29 protein-coding genes are annotated in these 22184 nt (G+C 65.1%); 14 read left to right on the top strand and 15 right to left on the bottom strand.

The annotated features are described in order from the left end of the window. Positions 1 to 9: 9 nt before the first annotated feature. Both JQ573_RS36005 and JQ573_RS36000 read right to left on the bottom strand, forming a co-directional pair. Entirely contained in the window at positions 10 to 1908 is a 1899-nt protein-coding gene (locus JQ573_RS36005) for a KUP/HAK/KT family potassium transporter (RefSeq protein ID WP_212319750.1), read from the bottom strand. A gap of 313 nt (positions 1909 to 2221) precedes the next feature. Further along, positions 2222 to 2479 (bottom strand): hypothetical protein, encoded by a 258-nt coding sequence (locus JQ573_RS36000; RefSeq protein ID WP_212319671.1) that lies wholly within the window; start codon positions 2477 to 2479, stop codon positions 2222 to 2224. 267 nt (positions 2480 to 2746) lie between these two features. Between JQ573_RS36000 and coaD the strand changes: the two genes are divergently transcribed. From coaD to queA, 5 genes are all read left to right on the top strand, one after another. Next, a complete protein-coding gene (gene coaD / locus JQ573_RS35995; RefSeq protein WP_212319673.1) occupies positions 2747 to 3244 on the top strand; it encodes a pantetheine-phosphate adenylyltransferase in 498 nt (165 codons plus the stop codon). 47 nt (positions 3245 to 3291) lie between these two features. Further along, entirely contained in the window at positions 3292 to 3855 is a 564-nt protein-coding gene (locus JQ573_RS35990; protein WP_173643492.1) for a peptidylprolyl isomerase, read from the top strand. Between the two features lie 6 nt (positions 3856 to 3861). Next, complete coding sequence (locus tag JQ573_RS35985; protein WP_212319675.1) at positions 3862 to 4302, top strand: hypothetical protein; 441 nt, start codon at positions 3862 to 3864, stop codon at positions 4300 to 4302. Continuing rightward, complete coding sequence (locus JQ573_RS35980) at positions 4278 to 4742, top strand: peptidylprolyl isomerase (RefSeq protein WP_016846097.1); 465 nt, start codon at positions 4278 to 4280, stop codon at positions 4740 to 4742. Before JQ573_RS35985 ends, JQ573_RS35980 begins: the two co-directional genes overlap by 25 nt. Before the next feature lie 76 nt (positions 4743 to 4818). Continuing rightward, positions 4819 to 5895 (top strand): tRNA preQ1(34) S-adenosylmethionine ribosyltransferase-isomerase QueA, encoded by a 1077-nt coding sequence (gene queA / locus JQ573_RS35975; RefSeq protein ID WP_212319677.1) that lies wholly within the window; start codon positions 4819 to 4821, stop codon positions 5893 to 5895. Between the two features lie 150 nt (positions 5896 to 6045). Here queA and JQ573_RS35970 read toward each other — a convergent pair whose 3' ends face one another. The 4 genes from JQ573_RS35970 to JQ573_RS35955 all read right to left on the bottom strand — a co-directional run bounded on the left by JQ573_RS35970 (position 6046) and on the right by JQ573_RS35955 (position 10211). Then, positions 6046 to 7083, bottom strand: coding sequence for an aspartate-semialdehyde dehydrogenase (locus JQ573_RS35970; RefSeq protein ID WP_212319679.1), 1038 nt, complete (start codon positions 7081 to 7083; stop codon positions 6046 to 6048). A 250-nt stretch (positions 7084 to 7333) separates the two neighbouring features. Then, entirely contained in the window at positions 7334 to 7936 is a 603-nt protein-coding gene (locus JQ573_RS35965) for a PepSY domain-containing protein (protein ID WP_249132681.1), read from the bottom strand. A 306-nt stretch (positions 7937 to 8242) separates the two neighbouring features. After that, a complete protein-coding gene (locus tag JQ573_RS35960) occupies positions 8243 to 8980 on the bottom strand; it encodes a TetR/AcrR family transcriptional regulator (RefSeq protein WP_212319683.1) in 738 nt (245 codons plus the stop codon). Between the two features lie 97 nt (positions 8981 to 9077). After that, positions 9078 to 10211: a patatin-like phospholipase family protein gene (locus JQ573_RS35955; RefSeq protein ID WP_212319685.1), complete on the bottom strand. Its 1134-nt coding sequence runs from the start codon at positions 10209 to 10211 to the stop codon at positions 9078 to 9080. A 255-nt stretch (positions 10212 to 10466) separates the two neighbouring features. On the opposite strand from JQ573_RS35955, the gene tgt reads away from it, so the two are divergent. Next, a complete protein-coding gene (tgt, locus tag JQ573_RS35950; RefSeq protein WP_212319687.1) occupies positions 10467 to 11600 on the top strand; it encodes a tRNA guanosine(34) transglycosylase Tgt in 1134 nt (377 codons plus the stop codon). 10 nt (positions 11601 to 11610) lie between these two features. Here the strand turns inward: tgt and JQ573_RS35945 are convergent, their stop codons facing one another. Beyond that, positions 11611 to 11826 carry a hypothetical protein gene (locus JQ573_RS35945; RefSeq protein WP_050400485.1) on the bottom strand — a complete coding sequence of 72 codons (216 nt, stop codon included), beginning with the start codon at positions 11824 to 11826 and terminating at the stop codon, positions 11611 to 11613. 228 nt (positions 11827 to 12054) lie between these two features. Between JQ573_RS35945 and cysK the strand changes: the two genes are divergently transcribed. Both cysK and JQ573_RS35935 read left to right on the top strand, forming a co-directional pair. After that, entirely contained in the window at positions 12055 to 13029 is a 975-nt protein-coding gene (cysK, locus tag JQ573_RS35940; RefSeq protein WP_212319689.1) for a cysteine synthase A, read from the top strand. Positions 13030 to 13032: 3 nt separating this feature from the next. Beyond that, positions 13033 to 13278: a BrnA antitoxin family protein gene (locus tag JQ573_RS35935; protein WP_092114100.1), complete on the top strand. Its 246-nt coding sequence runs from the start codon at positions 13033 to 13035 to the stop codon at positions 13276 to 13278. Positions 13279 to 13357: 79 nt separating this feature from the next. Here JQ573_RS35935 and JQ573_RS35930 read toward each other — a convergent pair whose 3' ends face one another. Then, on the bottom strand, positions 13358 to 14233 hold the full coding sequence (locus JQ573_RS35930) for a DMT family transporter (RefSeq protein WP_212319691.1): 876 nt from the start codon (positions 14231 to 14233) through the stop codon (positions 13358 to 13360). Positions 14234 to 14375: 142 nt separating this feature from the next. Between JQ573_RS35930 and JQ573_RS35925 the strand changes: the two genes are divergently transcribed. Then, positions 14376 to 14774 carry a RidA family protein gene (locus JQ573_RS35925; protein WP_194454419.1) on the top strand — a complete coding sequence of 133 codons (399 nt, stop codon included), beginning with the start codon at positions 14376 to 14378 and terminating at the stop codon, positions 14772 to 14774. 85 nt (positions 14775 to 14859) lie between these two features. Here JQ573_RS35925 and JQ573_RS35920 read toward each other — a convergent pair whose 3' ends face one another. The 7 genes from JQ573_RS35920 to JQ573_RS35895 all read right to left on the bottom strand — a co-directional run bounded on the left by JQ573_RS35920 (position 14860) and on the right by JQ573_RS35895 (position 19023). Beyond that, entirely contained in the window at positions 14860 to 15414 is a 555-nt protein-coding gene (locus tag JQ573_RS35920; protein WP_212319693.1) for a hypothetical protein, read from the bottom strand. Beyond that, positions 15359 to 15718 carry a hypothetical protein gene (locus JQ573_RS40425; protein ID WP_249132680.1) on the bottom strand — a complete coding sequence of 120 codons (360 nt, stop codon included), beginning with the start codon at positions 15716 to 15718 and terminating at the stop codon, positions 15359 to 15361. Before JQ573_RS40425 ends, JQ573_RS35920 begins: the two co-directional genes overlap by 56 nt. A 193-nt stretch (positions 15719 to 15911) precedes the next feature. Next, positions 15912 to 16511, bottom strand: a complete 600-nt coding sequence (locus tag JQ573_RS35915; protein WP_212319695.1) for a formyltransferase family protein — start codon at positions 16509 to 16511, stop codon at positions 15912 to 15914. Positions 16512 to 16630: 119 nt separating this feature from the next. Next, positions 16631 to 17920 carry a hemolysin family protein gene (locus tag JQ573_RS35910; RefSeq protein ID WP_212319697.1) on the bottom strand — a complete coding sequence of 430 codons (1290 nt, stop codon included), beginning with the start codon at positions 17918 to 17920 and terminating at the stop codon, positions 16631 to 16633. Positions 17921 to 18137: 217 nt separating this feature from the next. Next, positions 18138 to 18395 (bottom strand): hypothetical protein, encoded by a 258-nt coding sequence (locus JQ573_RS35905; RefSeq protein ID WP_212319699.1) that lies wholly within the window; start codon positions 18393 to 18395, stop codon positions 18138 to 18140. Positions 18396 to 18523: 128 nt separating this feature from the next. Then, entirely contained in the window at positions 18524 to 18739 is a 216-nt protein-coding gene (locus tag JQ573_RS35900; RefSeq protein ID WP_212319701.1) for a hypothetical protein, read from the bottom strand. 134 nt (positions 18740 to 18873) lie between these two features. Then, a complete protein-coding gene (locus tag JQ573_RS35895; protein ID WP_212319704.1) occupies positions 18874 to 19023 on the bottom strand; it encodes a hypothetical protein in 150 nt (49 codons plus the stop codon). A gap of 245 nt (positions 19024 to 19268) precedes the next feature. Here JQ573_RS35895 and JQ573_RS35890 point away from each other — a divergent pair, with 245 nt between their 5' ends. The 5 genes from JQ573_RS35890 (at position 19269) to JQ573_RS35870 (ending at position 21745) form a co-directional block, all read left to right on the top strand. Beyond that, positions 19269 to 19424, top strand: a complete 156-nt coding sequence (locus JQ573_RS35890; protein ID WP_212319705.1) for a hypothetical protein — start codon at positions 19269 to 19271, stop codon at positions 19422 to 19424. A gap of 55 nt (positions 19425 to 19479) precedes the next feature. After that, positions 19480 to 20415, top strand: coding sequence for a 3-hydroxybutyryl-CoA dehydrogenase (locus tag JQ573_RS35885; protein WP_409334698.1), 936 nt, complete (start codon positions 19480 to 19482; stop codon positions 20413 to 20415). Between the two features lie 297 nt (positions 20416 to 20712). Continuing rightward, positions 20713 to 20973: a DUF3551 domain-containing protein gene (locus JQ573_RS35880; protein ID WP_212319710.1), complete on the top strand. Its 261-nt coding sequence runs from the start codon at positions 20713 to 20715 to the stop codon at positions 20971 to 20973. 87 nt (positions 20974 to 21060) lie between these two features. Continuing rightward, complete coding sequence (locus JQ573_RS35875; protein WP_212319712.1) at positions 21061 to 21225, top strand: hypothetical protein; 165 nt, start codon at positions 21061 to 21063, stop codon at positions 21223 to 21225. A gap of 37 nt (positions 21226 to 21262) precedes the next feature. Beyond that, positions 21263 to 21745, top strand: coding sequence for a hypothetical protein (locus JQ573_RS35870; RefSeq protein WP_212319714.1), 483 nt, complete (start codon positions 21263 to 21265; stop codon positions 21743 to 21745). Positions 21746 to 22184: the final 439 nt, after the last annotated feature.

The raw sequence follows: 22184 nt of genomic DNA, 5'->3' as shown, positions 1-22184 counted from the left end.
GCCGCTCGATCAAATCTCGATCTCGGTGCCGAACTCCACCACCTGACCGGTCGGCACGCCAAAGAACGCCGCGGAGCGCTCGGCGTTGCGCTGCAGGAAGGCGAACAGCGATTCCCGCCACACCCACATGCCTGGAACGTCCTCGCGCGGGATGATGGTTTCACGGCCGATATAGTAGGTCACGTCGGAGAGATCGACGCCGGGCAGCTTGCCCTGCCGGCAGGCGAGCTGCAGCCCTTCGTAGATCGTCGGGTATTGCATGAAGCCGTAGTGCAGGATGATGCGGGTGATGCCCGGGCTGATCTCGTTGACGTCGGCGCGTTCCTCGTCGGGAATCCGCGGCCGCTCCTCGATCTGCACGGTGACCAACAGCACGCGCTGATGCAGCACGTGATTGTGCTTGACGAACTGGGTCAGTGCGAGCGGCACCCCGTTGGGGGCCGAGGCCAGGAACACGGCGGTGCCGGGCAGGCGGGCGCTGCACTTGTTGACCGCGGTCTCGATCAGATCCTCCTCGGGCTGGCGCAGCTTGCCGCGCGCCCTTTCGACCAGCTTGACGCCGCCGCGCCAGGTCATCATCAGGAACGCCACCGCGGCCGCAAGCAGCAGCGGGAACCAGCCGCCCTCGAGCAGTTTCTCGGTGTTCGCCGCGAAGAAGATCGCATCGATGATGAAGAAGAAGCCGTTCACCGCGATCACGATGATCGGTGAATAGCCCCACTGGATCGCGACCAGCGCAGCGAGCAGCGTGGTGATCGCCATCAACAGCGACACGGCGATGCCGTAGGCGCCGGCGAGTGCGTCCGAGGTGCCGAAGGCGAGCACGGCGCCGAGCGTTGCGGCCGCGAGCAGCCAGTTCACCAGCGGCACGTAGATCTGTCCGATCGCATCGCTTGTGGTGTGGCGGATATGCATGCGCGGCAGGAAGCCGAGCTGGATCGACTGCTGGGTCAGCGAGAACACACCGGAGATGATGGCCTGCGAGGCGATCACGGTGGCAACGGTCGCGAGCAGGACGAGCGGGTAATGCGCCCAGTCGGGGGCGAGCTGGAAGAACGGGTTGTCGATCGAGCCCGGGTCGTTGATCAGTTCACCTGCCTGGCCAAAATAGTTCAGCACCAGCGCGGGCAGGCAGATCGCGAACCAGGCGAGCCGGATCGGAAAGCGGCCGAAATGCCCCATGTCGGCATACATCGCCTCACCGCCGGTGACGGCGAGGAACGCGGCGCCGAGGATCGCAAAGCTGACGTGGAAATCCTGATGGATCAGGAAATCGAACGCATAGAACGGGCTCAGTGCGACCAGCACGCCGGGCGCCTTGACGATGCCGTGAATGCCGAGCGCTGCGAGCACCGCGAACCAGAACAGCATCACCGGGCCGAAGATCTTGCCGATGAAGCCCGTACCCTGCTTCTGCATGAAGAACAGGCCGATCAGGATCACGACGGTGAGCGGCACTACCGCAGGGGCCAGCGAGGGCGCGTCGACCTTCAGGCCTTCGATCGCCGACAGCACGGAAATGGCCGGCGTGATCGCGCCGTCGCCATAGAGCAGGGCAGCGCCGACCAGGCCGACGACCAGCAAATGGGCGCGCCAGGTGCCGGGCGCCGCGTTGCGTGCCGAGAGCAGCGCCAGCAGCGCGACGATGCCGCCTTCACCGCGGTTGTCGGCGCGCAGGATCAGCATGGCGTATTTGACTGAAATGATGAGGATCAGCGCCCACAGGATCAGCGAGACCGTGCCCAGCACGGCAGTTTGGCTGAGTGGCCCGCCATGGGCGGCGGCCTTGGCGGCTTCCTTCAGGGCGTAGAGGGGGCTGGTGCCGATGTCGCCATAGACGACACCCAGGGCACCGAGCGTGACGGCAAACGGAATCGGGCTGGTTGGAGGATGGCCAGAAGAAACGATGGCGGGCGTACTGGTCACGGCAATCCCCCGATGGCTTGCGCCCGCCGGGTCATCCGGTCGGGCGCCTTAGACGATAGTCTGCGACGGGACGTCGCAAATTACCATTGGGTTTTGTGTGACGGACTGAGCTTACACCGAACTGACGGGCCGGTTTCGGGCCCGATCGCGCCGGAGCGGCAAGGCGATCGCTTCGAGTTGCTGCGATGGGCAGCTACTTTGCATGGGGTTGTTTTCGATATTTTGGCAACGCCCCATGCAGGTTGTCGGGATTCATCGTCTGCACCTGGACCAGTGCCCACCGTCCTCAAATCACCTACGGAGTGCGGTCGGCAGTGACGAGGCGGGCTTCGCGAACGACCGTCTTGTTGCCGGCGCTGCGCAGGCAGGAGGCTTCGAAATTCGGCCAGGCCTGCTGCGAGCACTCCTTGCCGACCGGGTGGACGTCGAGACGATCGCTCTTGGCCAGCGGCTGCGGGGTGGAGGCTGCGACCTGCGGCGCAAAGCCCGGCAGAACGGTGAGCGCGGCGGCAATGAACGCGGCAACGGCGATGGCGGAAAGTGCCTTGATCATGACGGTCCCCATATGATCGGACCCCCCGGGCCCGTCGTTTCGTTGTCCAATGTCTACCGGCCGCAGGTTTCCTGGTGTCTTCGCCAGGGTGGAAAATGGTTTCATCGCCGGCCGGTTTTGTTTCGTCCGCCAGCGGCCGACGAAACATTCACCCACGTAGACGCTGGCATCCCAGGACTCGTTCACTGGACGAGCAGGTATTTATTTCGCGCGACGGACGGAACCCGGGCGGCTTGCCGGGGAGAGCCGGGCGGGTTAGGAGGGACCATGTCCCGTATCGCGCTCTATCCCGGCTCCTTCGATCCCGTCACCAACGGCCATCTCGACGTGGTCCGGCAGGCCGTCGGCCTGTGCGACCGCCTGGTCGTCGCCGTCGCCATTCATGCCGGCAAAAAGCCGCTGTTCTCGACCGAGGAACGGCTGGACATGCTGCGCGAGGTGTGCGGCCCGATCGCCCAGCAGACGGGCTGCGCCTTCGATTGCACCACCTATGACAATCTGACGGTGACGGCGGCGCGCAAGCTCGGCGCCACCATCATGATTCGCGGCCTGCGCGACGGCACCGATCTCGACTACGAGATGCAGCTCGCCGGCATGAACGAGGCGATGGCGCCCGAGGTGCATACCGTGTTCGTTCCGGCATCGGTCGCGGTCCGCCCGATCACCGCCACACTGGTGCGCCAAATCGCCCAGATGGGCGGCGACTTCTCTGCATTCGTGCCGTCATCAGTCGCCGCTAGCCTGAAGGCCAAGTTCGCCGGCTGATGCCGGCGGCCTGCCACACCCAGAACGTCCAGAGGTCCGGAGTTTCCATGATCCGCATTCTTGCATTCGTTGCCGCGCTGCTCTGCGTCGTGCCTGCGGTCGCGCAGCCGCTGCCTGCCAATCTCGACAAGGCCAATGCGATCGTGATCGACACCACCAAGGGCCGCATCGTCATCAAGCTGCGCACCGACATCGCGCCCCAGCATGCCGAGCGCATCAAGCAGCTGGCGCGCGAGGGCTTCTACAACAACGTGCCGTTCCATCGCGTGATGGATGGCTTCATGGCGCAGACCGGCGACGGCCAGAACTTCAACGGCACCGGCGGCTCGAAATATCCGAACCTGAAGCAGGAATTCTCGCAGGTCCCGTTCAAGCGCGGCATCGTCGGCATGGCCCGGCGCGGCGACAGTGTTGACAGCGCCAATTCGCAGTTCTTCATCATGTTCGCCGACGGATCGAGCCTCAATGGCCAGTACACCGTGGTCGGCGAGGTGGTGTCGGGCATGGACGTGGTCGACAAGCTGAAGAAGGCTCCCGCGGGCTCTCCCGGCGGCGCCGTCACCGATCCCGACAAGATGGTGAAGGTGCAGGTCGCATCCGACATCAAGTGATCGGCGATGGCGGCGCGCAGCAAACCATTTGCCTGGTTCGCCGCGCCGCTGGTGCTGTGGCTTGCGCTGACCGGATCGGCGGCGGCGGAGCCGGAGCAACTCAATACGATCCGGGACGTTGTTCTGGCGATCCATCGCTGCTGGCGGCCGCCGGCGGCGGACAAGGCCGCTCCGATCGACATTACCGTCATTGTCAGCTTCAACCGTGAGGGCGCGATCCTCGGGCATCCCAGGATCAGCTATGAATCGCAGGAGGCGACCGACAACGACCGGATCGCGTACCGGGTCGCCGTGATGGAGGCGTTGCAACGCTGCACGCCGATGCCATTTACCGAGAGCCTGGGCGGCGCGGTGGCGGGTCGTCCATTCGCGATCCCGTTCCGGAACAAGAAATATCCACCCCGAAGCCAGGAGAAGCGAGCATGGCTGCTACCGAAAATACTCTGATCCTCGAAACCACCCAGGGCCCGGTCACGATCGAAATGCGCCCGGATCTCGCGCCCGGTCACGTCGCGCGGATCAAGGAGCTGGTGCGCGAAGGCTTCTACGACGGCATCGTGTTCCATCGCGTGATCGACGGCTTCATGGCGCAGACCGGTTGCCCGCAGGGCACCGGCATGGGCGGCTCCGGCAAGAAGCTGAAGGCCGAGTTCAACAAGGAACCGCATGTCCGCGGGACCGCCTCGATGGCCCGCGCCGCCAATCCGGATTCCGGCGACAGCCAGTTCTTCATCTGTTTCGACGACGCCTCCTTCCTCAACGGCCAGTACACGGTCTGGGGTAAGGTCACCGAGGGCATGGAGAACGTCGACAAGATCAAGCGCGGCGAGCCGGTGAAGGATCCCGACAAGATCGTCAAGGCGCGCATGGCCGCCGACGCGGCTTGAGCTGAACACTTCGTCACTCCGGGGCGTGGCGAAAGCGACGTACCCGGAATGACAACGTTAAAGTTGCAATCGCGCCATGCGCACCGATCTCTTCGATTTCGAACTGCCGCCCGAGAGCATCGCGCTTCGCCCCGCGAGCCCGCGCGATTCCGCGCGGATGCTGGTGGTGCATCCGGACGGCGTGCTGCGCGACGCCACCATCGCGGACCTGCCGCATTGGCTGGAGGCGGGCGATCAGATCGTCGTCAACGACACCAAGGTGATTGCGGCCCAGCTCAAGGGCCGCCGGATCGGGCGCGAAACCGAGCCGAAGATCGAGGCGACCCTGATCAAGCGGCTCGACGGCTCGCGCTGGCAGGCGCTGGTGAAGCCGGCGAAGAAGCTTGCGCCCGGCGACACCATCCGCTTCGGCAATGAGGGCAAGGTCTGCCTGCTCGGCAATCTCGATGCAGAGGTCGAGGCCAAGGGGCAGGAGGGCGAGGTGACGCTGTCATTCTCGTTCCATGGTCCGGTGCTCGACCAGGCCATCGCCGATGTCGGCGCCACGCCGCTGCCGCCCTACATCGCCTCCAAGCGCACGCCCGACGACCAGGACGTCAGCGACTACCAGACCATGTTCGCCGCCAATGAAGGTGCGGTCGCCGCGCCGACGGCGGGGCTGCATTTCACGCCGGCGCTCGAGGCCACGCTGAAGAGCCGCGGCGTCGAACTGCATCGCCTGACGCTGCATGTCGGGGCAGGGACGTTTCTGCCGGTCAAAGTGGACGAAACCTCCGAGCATAGGATGCATGCCGAATGGGGCTGCATCACCGCCGAGACCGCTTCTGCCTTGAACGCCGCGCGCGCAAAGGGCGGCCGGATCGTCGCGATCGGCACCACATCGCTGCGGCTGCTGGAGAGTGCCGCCAATGCCGACGGCACCATTCAGCCGTTTGCCGCGGAGACCTCGATCTTCATCACGCCGGGCTATCGCTTCCGCGCGGTCGATATCCTGCTGACGAATTTCCATCTGCCGCGTTCGACGCTGTTCATGCTGGTCTCGGCCTTCTCCGGCCTCGAGACGATGCAGGCCGCCTACGCGCATGCGATCAGCGACGGCTACCGGTTCTATTCGTACGGCGATGCCTGCCTGCTGTTTCCGGCGGGCGATTAACTCCGCAAGCACAGCTGTCTCACCGTCACCCTGAGGTGGCCGCTCTTCAGCGGCCCTCGAAGGGCGACGGCCCGACTGGGGCCGATGCATCCTTCGAGGCTCGCTCCGCTCGCGCCTCAGGATGACGGGTCAGGACTTCGCGTCATTCCCTCACGCCATCGCGCGCTCGGGCAGCAGCTCGGCGATCTGCACCGCGTTCAGTGCGGCACCCTTGAGCAACTGATCGGCCGCGACGAACATCGAGATCGAGTGCCCGGAGGGATCGCTGAGATCCTTGCGGATGCGGCCGACCAGCACGTCGTCCTGGCCGGACGCATCGATCGGCATCGGGAAGTAGTTCTTGGCGCGGTCGTCGACGATCTTGACGCCCGGCGCCTGCGCCATGATTGCGCGCACCTGATCCTCGGTGATCGGCTTCTCGCATTCGAAGGTGATCGCCTCGCAATGCGCGCGCAGCACCGGCACCCGCACGCAGGTGACGCCGACGGCGATCTTGTCGTCCTCGAAGATCTTGTGGGTCTCCTTGATGACCTTGGTCTCTTCGTCGTTGTAGCCGGTCTCCGGATCGATGGCCGTGTTGTGATTGAACAGGTTGAAGGCGTAGGGGTGCGGCATCACCTTCGGGGTGTAGACCTGTCCGTTGAGATTGGCGCGGGTGGATTCGACGAGCTCCTCCATCGCGGCTGCTCCCGCGCCGCTCGCGGCCTGGTAGGTCGAGATGATCACGCGCTTGATGCGGTTCTTCCGGTGGATCGGCCACAGCGGCACCAGCGCGGTGATGGCGGCGCAGTTCGGGTTCGCGATGATGCCCTTGTGGTCGCGGATGCGGTTGGCGTTGATCTCGGGGATCACCAGCGGCACGTTCGGATCCATCCGGAAGGCCGACGAATTGTCGACCACGACGGCGCCGGACTTCACCGCGACAGGCGCGAACTTCTTGGAGATGCCGCTGCCGGCCGAGAACAGCGCGATGTCGACGCCCTCGAAGGCGCGCTCAGTCAGCTCCTCGATCATGACCGGCTTACCGCGGAAGCTGACGGTCTTGCCAGCCGAGCGGGCGCTCGCCAGCGCCTTCAGCTTGCCGACGCGGAAGCCGCGCTTGTCCATGGTGGCGATGAATTCGGCGCCGACTGCGCCGGTGACGCCGACAATCGCGACGACGGGATCGTTACTCACTTTGTCCTCCATTCGAATCTGAGCATGACGCGGGCAACAAAAAAGCCCCGGACCTTCATCAGGCGGGGCTTCGGGTAGAGATGATGCTGTACGACCGACTACGCGCGCACGCCTCCCGAGGCCCCAGAGGGCTTGGTGGTTTTGGTGGTGCGTTTGGTCGCGGTGATCATGGCTCGGACTTATGCGGCAGAGATCGGCGTCCGTCAACGGCTTTTGGGGCGAAAACCTGGCAAGGGAGAGCCTGGCAGCACCCGCGCCGCTCTCAGCGCCGGCGCGCGCCGGGCGGCTCGAGGATCACCTCTTTCAGATCGCCTCCAGTCAGCACCACGATGACGAAATTGAGCTTGCCGCGCTCGCGCATCAAGCCGCCGCTGATCGCCTTGCCCGAGGTCGTGTGCTCGGCGACGCGCACGGCATCGGCGAGCCGATGCCGGAGCGCCCTGAGCACCACAAGGTTGTCGCGGTCCTCGGCGCCGAGGGAGGCCAGCGGCGAAGGCGGCTCGCCGCCGACCACCTGGCCGGTCGAGGCATCGATCGCATGCTGCCAGATGCGGTTCTGCTGCATGGTCTTGACCCGATAGACCGCGGGATCCGACGCGCCGTCGAAGCTGATGTCGGCGGTGATCGAGCCTGAGTGCAGCGCCTCCGCAATCGCCATCGCCTTGCGCAGCGAGATCTGGGCGGACTGGAAGCTGTCGAGCTCGCGGCGAACCGCATGCACGTCGAGCGCGCTGTCACTGTCCTGCGGGGTGAGCGCGGCGGCAGCCGAGCTCGTGATCGCATGGGCCGGCGACGCGAAGGGCAGGGCCAGCAGCGCAGTTGCAAGTAGCCGCGCTCCCAATGCCCAATGCCTCAGTGCGTGCAATCGTCCTGTCCTCATCGTCGAACCTGTATTGAACATGTGCACGCGCATGACCCGCGTTCGCAGAGCGAGGGGCGGGCCGAGAAAGGTGCGGCCGACCTCTGTTAGTCAGAGGTCGGCCGCCGAACGTTCAGGCAGAGCGATGGCGGCAGCTCCGTCGTGACGATCGAAGTTACAAAGGTGACGCAGAACCCTTGGGGGGCGATCCGGGCTGAGCGTCTCTTTGCAACTAAACAATACGGTTTCGTTCTGTTTATTCAAGACTCATCACGGCAACGTGTAGGACGACGAAACGATCCAATAAAACGGTCAGCGCGTCGGCCGGCGACGTGCTTTGGCGGCGTCACGCAGCCGGTCCCGCGGTCCCACGGCACCGGCGAGGAACAACCGGATCGAGACTTCCATCCGCGTCACGGCGGCTTTCATGTCGATCAGAATCCCGAACGTCGCCATCCGGTGGGTGTGGCCGACCACCATGTTGAGGAAGGTCTCGGCCGCGATCGTCGTGTCCTCGAGATCGAGGGCGCCGTTGTCGACCAGATGGTCGAAGAAATCCGCCGTCGTCGACACCGCTTTCGACCAGCCTTCGTCGACGGCAAGCTTGGCGACCTCGGGGAAATTGATCGCCTGCGCGGTCAGGATCCGGCTGAAGGCGATCGAGTCGGCGCTGCAGTTCAGCACCAGCAGCTGGCGCCCGAGCTCGATCAGCCGTTCCTCGACCGAGCCATCGCAGCTACCGCCGGCCTGCGCTTCGGCCGCCGCGGCGGCGAGCGGGGCAAGCCACCGGGCAATTTCGCGCCTGAGCACCGCGGCGAACAGGCCGCGCTTGTCGCCGTACTGTCCGTAGACGGTGGGCTTGCTGACGCGGGCGGCCTCCGCCACGGCGTCGATCGACGTCGCATCGAAGCCGCGCTCGAGGAACAGGCGCGTGGCGACCTCGATCAGCCGCTGGTCGCGCTCGATCGCAGCATCCCGGGTCGGCCGGCCGCCACGTGACTTGATCACGCCGCGCTTGGCCACCTTGGCCTTGGTTGCCGTCAATCCCATTGCCCATTCATCTCGTTGTGCGTTCGGACGGGTCTGTCCGGTCTATAACCCGCGCGATGCGGATTCGTCCATTCGGTGGTACCGGGGGCTGGCCCGGTTAGGGCGGCGTCGCGGTCCAGGCCTGCCCCGCGGCGGCCTTCTCGTAGCCGTGCTGGTAGAGCGCGCGCATATAGGCGGTGTCGAAGCCCTGGGTTTCCGGCGCCGGATAGTCGCGCTCGATGTAGGACAGATGGAAGCCCAGCCGGTTGCGCAGGGCGAAATCATAGGTCGAGAGAATGACCGAGCGCGTCTGCGCCTGGGTGATCGCGGAAATGCTGCGTGAGGCGACGTCGATCGTCGAGTTCGACACCAGCTCGAAGTTGCCCTCGAGCTTCTTGTTGACGAGGATGTAGATGTTCATGCGGCCATCGGCCGGCCAGGCACGCTCGCGGAACAGCAGTGCGTCCGGCAGCGTCAGGACCGGCGCAGTCACGCCGCCGTCGACATGCATCTCCTGGAAGCGGCGGCCCTGGCCCTCGGCGTCGATCATGATCGGCGGAAACACCAGCGGGATGCTGGCGGAGGCCGCCATCACGTCGCGAAACAGCTGCAGCGCCTCCGGCGTTCCGACGGCGGCGATCCGTCCCATGTCCCAGATCACCGTGCGCTGGGTGTCGAGATCGGTGGTGGCGATCAGGAGCTTTCGGCCCTTGGCGTTTTCGCGCGCCACCTCGCTCAGCACGTCCTGGCCGACGTAACGCGCCACCAGCTCGCGCAGCCGCTTGTTGCCGAACAGGCCGGAGCCGAACAGCACCCGCATCAGGCTCGGGTCCTGCAGCAGACTTTCGGCGATCCCGGACGTGTAGACCTCTCTCAACGTATCGTCGTAGCGCGGGCCGAGGAATGCAAAGGGCGCGATCAGCCCGCCGGTGCTGACACCGGAGACGACCGAAAAGTTCGGACGGTTGCCGGCCGCGGTCCAGCCGTTGAGGACGCCGACGCCATAGGCGCCGTCTGCGCCGCCGCCGGAGAGGGCGAGGTAGGTCTTGATCGGGGCGCGGTCGCTCTTCTCGAGCCGGAATTTGGACGCCGGCTCGTCGGCGTAGCGGCGCAGCCCGTCGAGATCGAGCACCCGCGAATTGGCGGCGTCGGCCGCCGTGTAAGGCATCCGCGGCAGCGAGCTGCAGGCCGCCACCGCGAAGGCAAGCCCGCACAGCAGCACCGCTCGCCGGATCACATGACCAGCTGTCATCCGATGGCGGATGCCGTCAGGCCGGGCGCTGCAGGGTGGGAACATCTCGGCCAGTCAGGTTTCACGCGGATTGCAGTCGCGGCGGGAACGATCCGCCGCCTTATTCTCGACATAAAACGATACGGTTTCGTTTTGTTTAACGGAAAGACGGTTCCGGGGCAAGCGTCCGCCCGGGCGGTTGGCGTTCACGAAGTCGCGCGGAGGCCGTTACCCGACGGGTTGATCGGGCACCGGCGACACGCAATAAGCAGCCGCATGAATCTTCCCAATCATTTCGAACTGCTGGCCACTGACGGCGCCGCCCGTACCGGGCGCCTGACCACGCCGCATGGCGTCGTCCGGACGCCAGCATTCATGCCGGTCGGCACCGCCGGGGCGATGAAGGGCATGCATTGGCGCGAGGTGCGCGATGCCGGCGCCGATATCGTGCTCGGCAACACCTATCACCTGATGCTGCGGCCGGGCGCCGAGCGGATCGCAGGGCTTGGCGGCCTGCAGCGCTTCACCGGCTGGGGCGGGCCGATGCTGACGGATTCCGGCGGCTTCCAGGTGATGTCGCTCTCGGAACTGCGCAAGGTGACCGAGAAGGCCGTGACCTTCCGCTCGCATATCGACGGCGCCAAGGTCGAGCTGTCGCCTGAGCGCTCGATCGAGGTGCAGCGGCTGCTCGGCTCCGACATCGCGATGCAGATGGACGAGTGCGTGCGGCTGCCGGCCGAGCGCGCCGACATCGAGCGCGCGATGCAGCTGTCGCTGCGCTGGGCCGAACGCTCCAAGCGTGCCTTCGAGAGCGCGCCGGATGGCTACATGCAGTTCGGCATCGTCCAGGGCGGCGACATCCCCGATCTCCGCCACGCCAGCGCCCGCGGGCTGACCGACATTGGCTTTCACGGCTACGCGATCGGCGGGCTGGCGGTCGGCGAGCCGCAGGCGGTGATGCTGTCGATGATCGAGGAGACCGCGCCAGCGCTGCCGTCCGATCGGCCGCGCTATCTGATGGGCGTCGGCACGCCGGAGGACATTCTGGAGGCGGTGGCGCGTGGCGTCGACATGTTCGACTGTGTGATGCCGACCCGGAACGGGCGGCACGGCATGGCGTTCACCCGGTTCGGGCAGATCAACCTGCGCAACGCCCGGCACATCGACGATCCGCGTCCGCTCGATGAAGAGAGCGCGTGGCCCGCGGCGCGCAGCTACTCGCGCGCCTATCTGCACCATCTGGTGCGTGCCGGCGAAACACTTGGGGCAATGCTGCTGTCCGAAATCAACGTCGCCTATTACCAGGAGCTGATGCAGGGCATCCGCGACGCGGTGGCAAACGGCACCTTCGAGGATTTTAAAACGAAAACGCGCGCCGGTTGGGCGCGCGGTGACATCGCTCCGAGGTGAGCTTAAGTGATCAGTTGCACACGATCGGTTTCACCGTGTGCTTGGTCACGAACCCGTAACCGCAATTGTCGCAGGTCCAGAGATAGCTGATCAAATTGTCGAACAGGTACGCGGACGCTTCTGCCGCTACCATGGAGTCAGCACACACAGGACAGGTCGGCAAATCGCTGCCGCGCGGATCGGGTCTGGACGCTGCGGTCGACCGGACTTCAGCAAGTGCTGGCATGTGCGCCTCCCTTTGCGTTCTGAGCTGCACCTGACGAAAGTATATAGACGCACTTGTTTGACCTTGTCGCAACACAAATGCGTAGGTTTTACGTTATTTGCGTAGGTTCTTATTTTGCGATGCAACGAATTGGCGCCTCGGCGGTTTCTCACTTGCGCGTCATGATGCGCTGCTTCTAATGAGAGAAGACCGCATATTTCCAGCATATCCCGCAACAGGAGCCGCTTGATGGACGCGCCGTCGACAACGAGTGCAGTGCAACCCGGACGCGGCCGCGTCTTTGACTCCATCGTCGATGCGATCGGCTCGACGCCGATCGTGCGGCTGCGCAGACTGCCGCAGGCAAGCGGCGTCAACGCGACGATCCTCGCCAAGCTGGAATACTTCAATCCGGCGGCCAGCGTGAAGGATCGCATCGGCGCGGCGATGATCGTGGCGATGGAGAAGGCCGGCATCATCAACGCCGACACCGTGCTGATCGAGCCGACCTCGGGCAATACCGGAATCGCGCTCGCCTATGTCGCGGCATCGCGCGGCTATCGGCTGAAGCTCGTGATGCCGGAGTCGATGTCGATCGAGCGGCGGCGGATGCTCGCCTTCCTCGGCGCAGAGATCGTGCTGACCCCGGCGGCGCAGGGCATGAAGGGCTCGATCGCGACCGCGGAAGAACTTGTGCGCACGACCCCCAACGCCGTCATGCCGCAGCAGTTCAAGAACCTCGCCAACCCCGAAATCCATCGCCGCACCACCGCGGAGGAGATCTGGAACGACACCGGCGGCAACATCGACTATTTCGTCGCCGGCGTCGGCACCGGCGGCACCATCACCGGCGTCGGGCAGGTGCTGAAGCCGCGCAAGCCGTCATTGCGCGTCGTCGCGGTGGAGCCGGAGGAGAGCCCGGTGCTGTCGGGCGGCCAGCATACGCCGCACAAGATCCAGGGCATCGGCGCGGGCTTCATCCCTGACATCCTCGACCGCTCGGTGATCGACGAGATCGTCAAGATCAACAGCGCCACCGCAATCGAGACCGCGCGCGCGCTGGCGCGCAGCGAAGGCATCCCCGGCGGTATCTCGTCGGGGGCAGCGATCGCGGCCGCCTTGCAGATCGGCAAGCGGCCGGAGGCTGCGGGCAAGACCATCCTGGCGATTGTGCCGTCATTCTCGGAGCGCTATCTCTCGACGGTGCTGTTTGAAGGAATCTAGGACATGGCCGACCAGCCGAGACGACCGCGAACCCTGAACGATGCCCGTAGCGAAGCCGAGGCGGCGTTCAAACGGGCCACCACCAAGGTCGCGGATGCGCTGCCGAAGACTGCGGCCGTTCCGGTCCCCGGCGTCCGGGAGCAGGTCACGCTGCGGATCGATCAAGACGTGCTGGCATATTTCCAGGAGGGCGGCCCTGGCTGGCAGGACCGCATCAACGCGGCGCTGCGCAAGGCCGCCGGGAAGTAGCGCGCTTTCGAAGCAGGGAAGCACGGGATGATCCCCGGGCTTCGTGGTCGAGCCGCAGCGGTGTAGCGCGGCGCGGCCGTCATCTTGCGCGCGCCGACACCTTTGCAGCGGGCTTCAGGTTCAGAAGGTTGCCGGCCAGGATCATGGCGGCGCCAAGCACCTTATAGGCGTCGAGCTGCTCGGCATAAATCAGCCACCCGACGATCGCGGTCAGCGGGACCCGGACGAAATCCATCGGGATCACGACGGTTGCATCAGCGTGGCGCAGGGCGCGCGCCATGCAGTAATGCGAGAAGGTGCCGCAGAATGCGATCACGGCAAGCCAGCCCCAGGTGGAGAGCGGCGGCCAGGTCCAGACATAGAGCGCAGGCCCGATGCTGGCGAGCGACTGCACCACCAGCATCCAGAAGATGATCGTCAGCGCCTGCTCGGTCCGAGTCAGCGATTTGACCACGACGATCGAGACTCCGAAGCCCATGGCCGCGGCAAGCGCGATCAGCTGGCCCGGATTGATCGCACCGGTCGCCGGCCGCACGATCACGATGACGCCGATGAGGCCAAGCACGATCGCAACGACCTTCCAGGATGTCATCCGTTCGCCGAGGAAGCCCGCCGCGAGGATCGCGGTCCAGATCGGCATCGTGAACTCGATCGCGACCACCTGGCCGATCGGAATCAGTGTCAGCGCATAGAACCAGCCAAGCTGCGCGCAGAAATGGATCAGGTTGCGCGCGATGTGCAGGTGAACGCGCGCGGTCTTCACGATCGCAAGCCCGCCATGGATGTGGACCAGCGGATACAGCATCACGAAGCCGAGCACGCCGCGCACGGCCATCAGCTGGAAGACGTTGACCTCGCGCGTCGCCTCGCGGCCGGCCACCGCCACGATCAGCATCAGCGCGAGCCAACCGGACATCCACAGTGCTGCGCGGGTCTTTGAGGGCGTGCGATCCATGATCGGATTGAGATGAGGAGGGATTCCCGGTATCGGCGAGCCGATATGAATTTGCAACGCGCAATTCTGCGATGCGGTGGTGCGCCAACCGCGTGATCTCTGCTAAGCAGGGCGGGAATAATCACATCAGGAGGATCTGCTCATGCGTGTCTTGCAACCGGCCGAGTGGTCGAAACCCCGCGGCTTCTCGCACGGTGTCGCGTTCGATGCGCCCGGCAAATGGATCGTGCTGGCGGGGCAGACCGGCGGCGACGAGAAGGGCGAGTACGCGCCCGAGATGGCCGCCCAGGTCGGCACGGCGCTGAAGCGCATCATCAAGCTGTTGAACGAAGCCGGCGCCGGTCCCGAGCACATCGTCCGCCTGACCTGGTACCTGACCAGCCGTAGCGAATACGAGGCTGCGGGCGCCGGTATCGGCGCGGCGTGGAAGGAGACGCTCGGACGCAATTTCCCGCCGTCCACGCTGCTCTATATCGACGGGCTGGTCGATCAGCGCGCCAAGGTCGAGATCGAGGTCACCGCGTTCGTGCCTGCCGCATAGAGGCACATCCGAGCCATTGCCTGCGCAGCCAACAAAAAAGCCCTCGGGATTACCCGAGGGCTTTTGTCGTTGGAGTCCTGATAGCTTACTTCGACAGCGTGATGTTGGCGCCGCGGAACTGGCTGTCGGCCCTGATCGTGACGGACTGCTTGTTGCCGGCGGTGCGCATCGAGATGTCGGCATTGAAGCCGGGCGCGCTGGCAGCGACCTGGAAGTTGCCGCCGCCGCCGCGACCTCGCAGATCGCCGTTGACATTGCGGCTGGACTCGCTCCAGGAGCCCGTGACCGCATTACCCTCGGCCTGCACATCGGCCGCCAGGTTGAACTTGTAGGCGTCGCTGGCGCAGGTGAGGCCCATAGTCATCCGGGGCCCGCCGACGTGGTAGGTCGCACGGCAGCGGATACGTTCGCTGGAACCGTCATCCAGGGTGACGGTGCCGGCGCCCGACCAGGTGCCAGCCATGCCGGCGAACGGGCTGGACTGGGCGTGGCCCGCGCTGCTTGCCAATGCGGTCACGAAAAACGCGACGGCTGCAAATGCTGGCCGCCGCGCGATGGCGAAGAAACTCGATACGCTGGTGATCTTACTGACGGGATGCTTCCCATCGGCCGCTGCACGGTACGCCAGCTGATGCCCCATTCCACTTCCCCGATCCGGAGTTGCCACTGAGTTGTCCGTTCGCATATGCACCATTGATCGAGACTCGCACAAGGCCCCCGCTGCCCACGGTTCCGGAGATCCCCGCACCCTGCGCTGAGATCTTTCCGTCGACGACATTCACTGTTGAACTGGACGACGGCTCGCAGCTGCCGGTCTTGGTGACGACAGTGACGCTCCAGAGGCCGTCGTAGGGCTGCTGGGCGGACACGGGAACAGCGGTGAGGGCAACTGCCGAAGCGACCGAGGTGACCAAAATCAGGTCGCGAATGCGGATCGAACGCATGAATCAAATCCCTGTAATTTCGTGTGATGACGCGGCTTATCCTGTCACAATGTGTTCAAAATTTGCTGCGTCGCAGAAGCCCCAAATGTTCCTGTGGACTCAAACACATCATAGTGAATCTGGTTCCGGGTCAGGAACGAAGAATTTGTTCCGTCGCTTGATTGCATCAGGTATTAAGATACCAAGATGCGGATTAGTGTTTGCTGGGGCTGAGGTTAGGCGCCTTGGTCTCAAACTGCTCATCCTGGGGCTTGGCCGGCAGCGTCTTGAAGGCCTTCGCGTAATCGATGACCTCCCCGAGCAGGCGCAGGCCGAGCGGTGCCAGCGCACGCTCCCACAATTCGCGTGCGGTCTCGCCCTTCTTGACGAACACCCAGTCCTGGGCGGCGATGGCGCCGGCGTCCATGCGGTCGGCGAGGTGATAGATGCTGCCGCCGGCGATCGGATCGCCCTCCTTGATGGTCCACTCCACCGCCGCGATGCCGCGGTGGCGGGGCAGCAGCGACGGGTGGTAGCCGACGCCACCAAACTTGGCCACGGCGAGGGCCTCCTTGCTGACCCGGGCGTGGCTGTGGGCCGTGACGATCAGGTCGGTGCCCGGCGCGATCTCGGCGGCCGTCACCAGCTTGGGATCGGCCTGGACCACGACCTCGATGCCGGCCGCCCGGGCCGCGGCCGCCAGCCGGTCCTCGCCGTCATGGACGACTACCCTTGCGATCTCGACGGCGTGCTCGCGCAGCATGTTCAAGGTCGTCACGCCGAAGTGGCGGGAACCGACGAGGGTAAGGCGCATGGGATCAATTCCGTGGGGGTTACGCGGGATTTGGTTGGGCTGCCGCTATGCCGATAGCACACCGCGGCCGCCTGTTTCGTTGTCCTGCCCGTTATCAACAGGTCGGCCGGCTGGCAACCTCAGGCCGACGGCTGCTTGCTCGCCAGCACCTTGTCGATACGCCGGCCGTCGAGATCGACGATCTCGAAGTCCCAGCCCTGCGCGTTGATTTTCGCACCGACATCGGGGATCGCGCCAAACGCATGCAGCAGGAAGCCGGCGGCGGTCTGGTAGGGCCGCGGCGAGGGCAGCACGATGCCGAGCAGTTCGCTGAACTCGAGCGCCGGCATCCAGCCCGAGATCAGATAGGAGCCGTCGTCGCGCCTGACATAGGCGGGCTCGGCCGGGCCTTCCTCGGTATGGAAGGCGCCGACGATGGCCTCGAGGATGTCGGCGCTGGTCACGACGCCCTGGAAGGTGCCGTACTCGTCGTGCACGAGGCCGATATGCACCGCGGAGTCGCGCAGGATCGCGACGACGTCGCGGGCGTCGACGGTCTCCGGAATGATCGGCGCATCGCGCGTCAGCGCGCGGATGTCGGGCGTCTGGCCGGCGAGGTAGACGTCGAGCACGTCCTTGGCCTGCACGATGCCGAGCGCATGATCGCGGTTGCCGTCGAACACCACGCAGCGCGAGTGACTGCTCCTTTGCAGCGTCGCCAGGATCTCGGGCGCGGGGGCGGCGAGGTCGATCAGGCTGACCTCGTGGCGCGGCGTCATGACGGCGCCGACCGGCAGATCGCCGAGCCGCATCACGCCGGCGATCATCTCCTTTTCGCCGGGCTCGAGCACGCCGGCGTTTTCGGCTTCCACCACCAGCGTCTTGATCTCGTCCTCGCTGACGCGGTCCTGCGCATCCTCGCGATGGCCCAATAGCCACAGCAGCGATTTGCCGGAGCGGTCGAGGAGCCACACCACCGGCAGCGACAATTTCGCCATCACCGTCATCGCCGGCGCGGCCCGCACCGCGATCGCCTCGGGATCGCGCAGCGCGATCTGCTTCGGCACCAGCTCGCCGACGATCAGCGAGGCATAGGTGATCACGCCGACGACGATGCCGACACCGGCAGCGTCGGCGACGTTGGGCGGCACGCCAAGCTCGAACAGCCATTGCGAGAGGCGCTGGCCCAGCGTCGCGCCCGAGAAGGCGCCCGACAGCACGCCGATCAGCGTGATGCCGATCTGCACCGTGGAGAGGAATTTTCCGGGATCGGAGGCCAGCGCAAGCGCGCGGCGCGAACCGCTGACGCCGCGTTCGACCAGCGCGGCGAGGCGCGCCGGACGGGAGGAGACGATCGCGAGCTCGGACATCGACAACAGACCGTTGACGACGATCAAGACCGCCACGATCGCAAGTTCCAGATATAACACGGGAGTCCCTGAGGTTTGGCGGCATGGGCCGCTCTGCGACGCCCTATATAGGCATACCGGGGCCGTTTTGCTGTGCCTTGTCGGGCGCCCCTGCACAAGCAGAGGGTGCGTATGGCGCGCATGCAGCAGGAGATCGCGGCATTTTGGCGCGCGGGCGCTTGTGACACCGGCGCGTTTTCTTCACGCGAGCGGCAATCCGCTGCGCTGGAAAACGCTCCTAGGCGAGTATCCGCAGCTCAGGTCTGACGAACGTCTTGCCCGATGCAGAAGGCTGACTCAGCATCTGTTTGGAAGCGGCTTGCAGCTGCACGCGTAAATCGGCGTTGCATTGCTTCATCTGGTTGCGCAGTTCGCGTCGGGAGAAGGCGGTGAGCGAGGGGTCCGCAAGCTGCTGCCAGGCGCTGCGGAGCCATTCCTGCAGCTCGCGAATGTTCTGATCCAAAATCTTCTGATCCAGGACGCTGGGCTGGGTCATGCAGCCAAATCCCACGAAGTGATCAGTTGCAAAGTAACGCTGATTCGCGTCGCTTCACCTAGCGCTATGTTGCGCAGGCGCGTGTTCGGCAGGGGAGATCGGATGCGGCAGGCGCGCCGTGGCCCGGCTCAGCGCGCCTTGCCGGGGCCCGTGCGCAGGAAATCCAGCGCGATCGGCAGCGCGAGGAACAGCGCGGCCATCATCGAAAGATGACGCGTTTGCGTGGCGGTCAGGCCGAGATCATGTTGGGCGAGATAGGCGAGCATGATCGCTGTGTAGGCGGCGACGCAGATCGCGACGGCGATGCTCCCGAAATCGGTCTTGCTGTCGGTCTCATCGTTCACGGCGGCACCACTTCGTTGTGGGAGTGGTGTAGCGTGGCTCACCGGTACCGACTATGAGCTGGATCACGGGCGCGAGACGGACGACCGGCTTCGCTCGTCGCGGCGATCGATCAGGCTGGCTCGCGGCACGAAGCCTAGCGAGGGAGCTTGCGTTCCGGCTGGCTTTCCTGCGGAAGCTTGACCGGGACGTGGGGTGATGTGCTCACCACACGCGGGCTGCCGTCGGAATGGGTCTGGCCGTTGAGCAATGTCTCGAGAACCAAAAAGAACTTTTCAGAAAGCATGGGCGTAGCCCTCGTCGTCTAATGTCCTTATGTCGCGGCACCCGGCGGAAAATTCGATCAATTAAAAGCGAGTCGCGCCGCCATGGCGATGCTGCGGCGCGGGGGCGGCCCGGTGCAATCCGGGAGATTACCGGCACTGAGCCTTCAGCCTGCGCGCCGATAGTTGCCAAATTCCTAACAGCGGCTGGCGCAGCGGGTGATCGCGTCACACTGTTCCTTCAAGGATCGGCGTTAACGAGAGCGGCATGGATCGGGACCAGGACATCGACGAGGGATTTGGGTCGGCGCTGCGCCGCAGCTACGGCCGGTTCGCCTGGTGGATCGTGCGGCTTAATCGCGTGCTCGAGCCGTCGCGCGCGGCCGAGCCGCCACGGCGATCCATCCCACCGCGCCCGGAATAGACCTCACCAGAATACCGCCGTCTCCTGTATCGGCCGTTCGGCCGGACTGCTATGCATGCGTCATCCGCGGACCCTCGGGGTCCGCCGTTTTGACGATGCGGCCGCGAGGCGGCGCAAGCGACGAGAAGGGACAGACACAATGATCGAGACGGTTGGCATCATCGGCGCCGGAACCATGGGCAACGGTATCGCGCAAATCTGCGCGGCGGCGGGGATTGCCGTGACCATGGTGGATATCTCGGACGCGGCGGTGCAACGCGGCCTGAAGACGGTCGGGTCCAGTCTCGACCGCCTGGTCGCCAAGGAGAAGATGACGGCGGCCGATCGCGACGCGACGCTCGCGCGGATCAACGCGACCACCGACAAGTCCAAGCTTGCCGCCTGCGATCTCGTGATCGAAGCCGCCACCGAGAACGAGGAGCTGAAGGTCAAGATCCTCAGGGATCTCTGCGCCGGGCTGAAGCCGAGCGCGCTGGTCGCAACCAACACCTCGTCGATCTCGATCACCCGCCTTGCGGCCTCGACCGATCGTCCCGACCGCTTCATCGGGATGCACTTCTTCAATCCGGTCCCGGTGATGGCGCTGCTTGAACTGATCCGCGGCCTGCAGACCTCGGACGACACGGTCGCCAAGGCCGAAGCCTTCGCCAAGCGTATCGGCAAGGTCGCGATCACCGCGAAGAACAGCCCGGGCTTTGCGGTGAATCGCATCCTGTGCCCGATGATCAACGAGGCGATCTTCGCGCTGCAGGAAGGCATTGCGACCGCGGAAGAGATCGATGCCGGCATGAAGCTCGGCTGCAACCATCCGATCGGCCCGCTCGCGCTTGCCGACCTGATCGGGCTCGACACCATGCTGTCGGTGATGGAGGTGTTCTACACCGGCTTCAACGATCCCAAATACCGGCCGGCGCCGCTGCTGAAGGAGATGGTCGATGCCGGCCATCTCGGCCGCAAGACCGGGCAGGGGTTCTACAGCTACAGCAAGTGAAGTCTGCGCGCGCCCGACCCCCGTAGTCATCCGGGATGGATCGCGCGGACAAGCTCGCGTAACCACAACGCCTGATCCGCCACTGAGGCGGGGGACATCAGACACGAGGCCCGGGCTCCTAGGCACACCGGGCCTCGTGTTTTTTGTGTGGTCCCCAGCCCATCCGGAGCGCCTTGGCTTCCGATGCGCTCCTCGCGCGCGGGTCACACCTTCTTGAGGCGGAGAGCGGAAACCTCGCAGATCTTCCCGGCGTACCTAAATCAACGGCTGGGTGCCGATCGAGAAGGAAGCAGGATCATGCGCAGGTCGAATTTGGCAATTCTGGCGTTCGCGGTGCTCGGGACGAGCTGGATTGTCGGCTCCGCACAGCCGGCGGCGGCCGATCCCTATGATTATCCTTGGTGCATCCAGGGCAGGGATGAGGGATATCCCGGCTATTGCGGCTACCAGACCTACGAGCAGTGCCAGGCGTCGGCGTCAGGCCGCGATGCCTATTGCGGCATCAATCCGCGTGTTGCGTTCAGCCAGCAGCGGATATCGCCGCGGGCCCCCCGCTAAGCGGTACGAGCATGTCGGCCGGGCGGCCATCAGGCATGATGGTTGCATTGTCGATGGTCGGAGAATTCACCCTGCGTTGGAGAGCACATGGGCGAGATCATCAGGTTCATCTCGAAGTCTGAACTGGAGCGCGCGCGTCTGATTCGCGAGGCCCGGGCCAACTACGAGCGTATCTTTCCGTCGGCCGATTCGGCTGATGTGCAGGGCGCCGCGGTCGAGGGCGACGGCAGCGAGGCGTCGTCGAAGCCGTAGCCATCGGTATTGCGCGCGAGAGGATGCGGACGCTGCGATGGGGAAACGGAACTGGCGGCAGCTATGGCAGACGTTGTGGCAGACTTGGACGATCGACAAGCCGGCCGCGCTTGGCGGCTGGCTCTGGCAGGTCTTGGTCGTTGAGCTCGCGGCCTTGCTGGATCGGCTGACGTTGCGGAAGCTGATCGCGCTGATCCCGGTCGTCATCCTGATCGGTGCCTATCTGCACCGGATTCCGCTTCCTCCCGAATTGATGCTGGTCGGCGATGTGCTGGCCTATATCGACGTCTTCTCGATGATCTTCCTGATCGGCCTGTTCACGCGCGTGGCGACCGTGATGGCCGTGGTCAGACAGGCCATCGAGCTCGCTCAAGGCCTCGCGCGGCGTGTGCCGATGGCGCTACGCCGGTTTGATACGCGTCATCGTCGCGCCAAGGACAGCGCGCGCCGCAGGCGCCTCACCGGTGCGAGGACCGACGATGATGAGCCCGCTGTCGTCGCGGGGCTGGCATGGGCTTAGATCGAGGCGATGCGGCGGTGAAGAACGCAATTGCGCCGGCTATCGCGGCTGTCGGACCTGTTGGTCGCTGTCGTCGGCCGCGGGCCGGGCAGGGCTGCTCGCGGAAGAGCCGTCCTGAGAGCCGTCCTGGCTACGCCGGTGCGAGCTGGAGAGATCGGTTGCGCCCTGCCGCGAGCGATGAAACGCGATCCCCATCTGGAAACTCCAGACACCGAACAACACCGCGCCGGCCACACAGGCGGCCACGAAGGCCCAATCGCGTCTCTTCATCTGATACAACAATGCCAACTCAAGGACACGCCGGCCACATGCCTGCGCCAACCACTCCACCAAATGCCTCGCCACCGCCATCCGCGCGAAGACGCCCCAACATCGCGGTCAAGACGCTGCTGCGTCCGAAGCAAGACCCACGCATACTGGAGCGATCGGGCGTGCTTGT

This window comes from Bradyrhizobium sp. AUGA SZCCT0105, assembly GCF_018129565.1.
GTDB lineage: Bacteria > Pseudomonadota > Alphaproteobacteria > Rhizobiales > Xanthobacteraceae > Bradyrhizobium.
The sequence above is the reverse complement of the archived record's forward strand: the minus strand, read 5'-3'. Positions and strand labels throughout refer to the sequence as shown.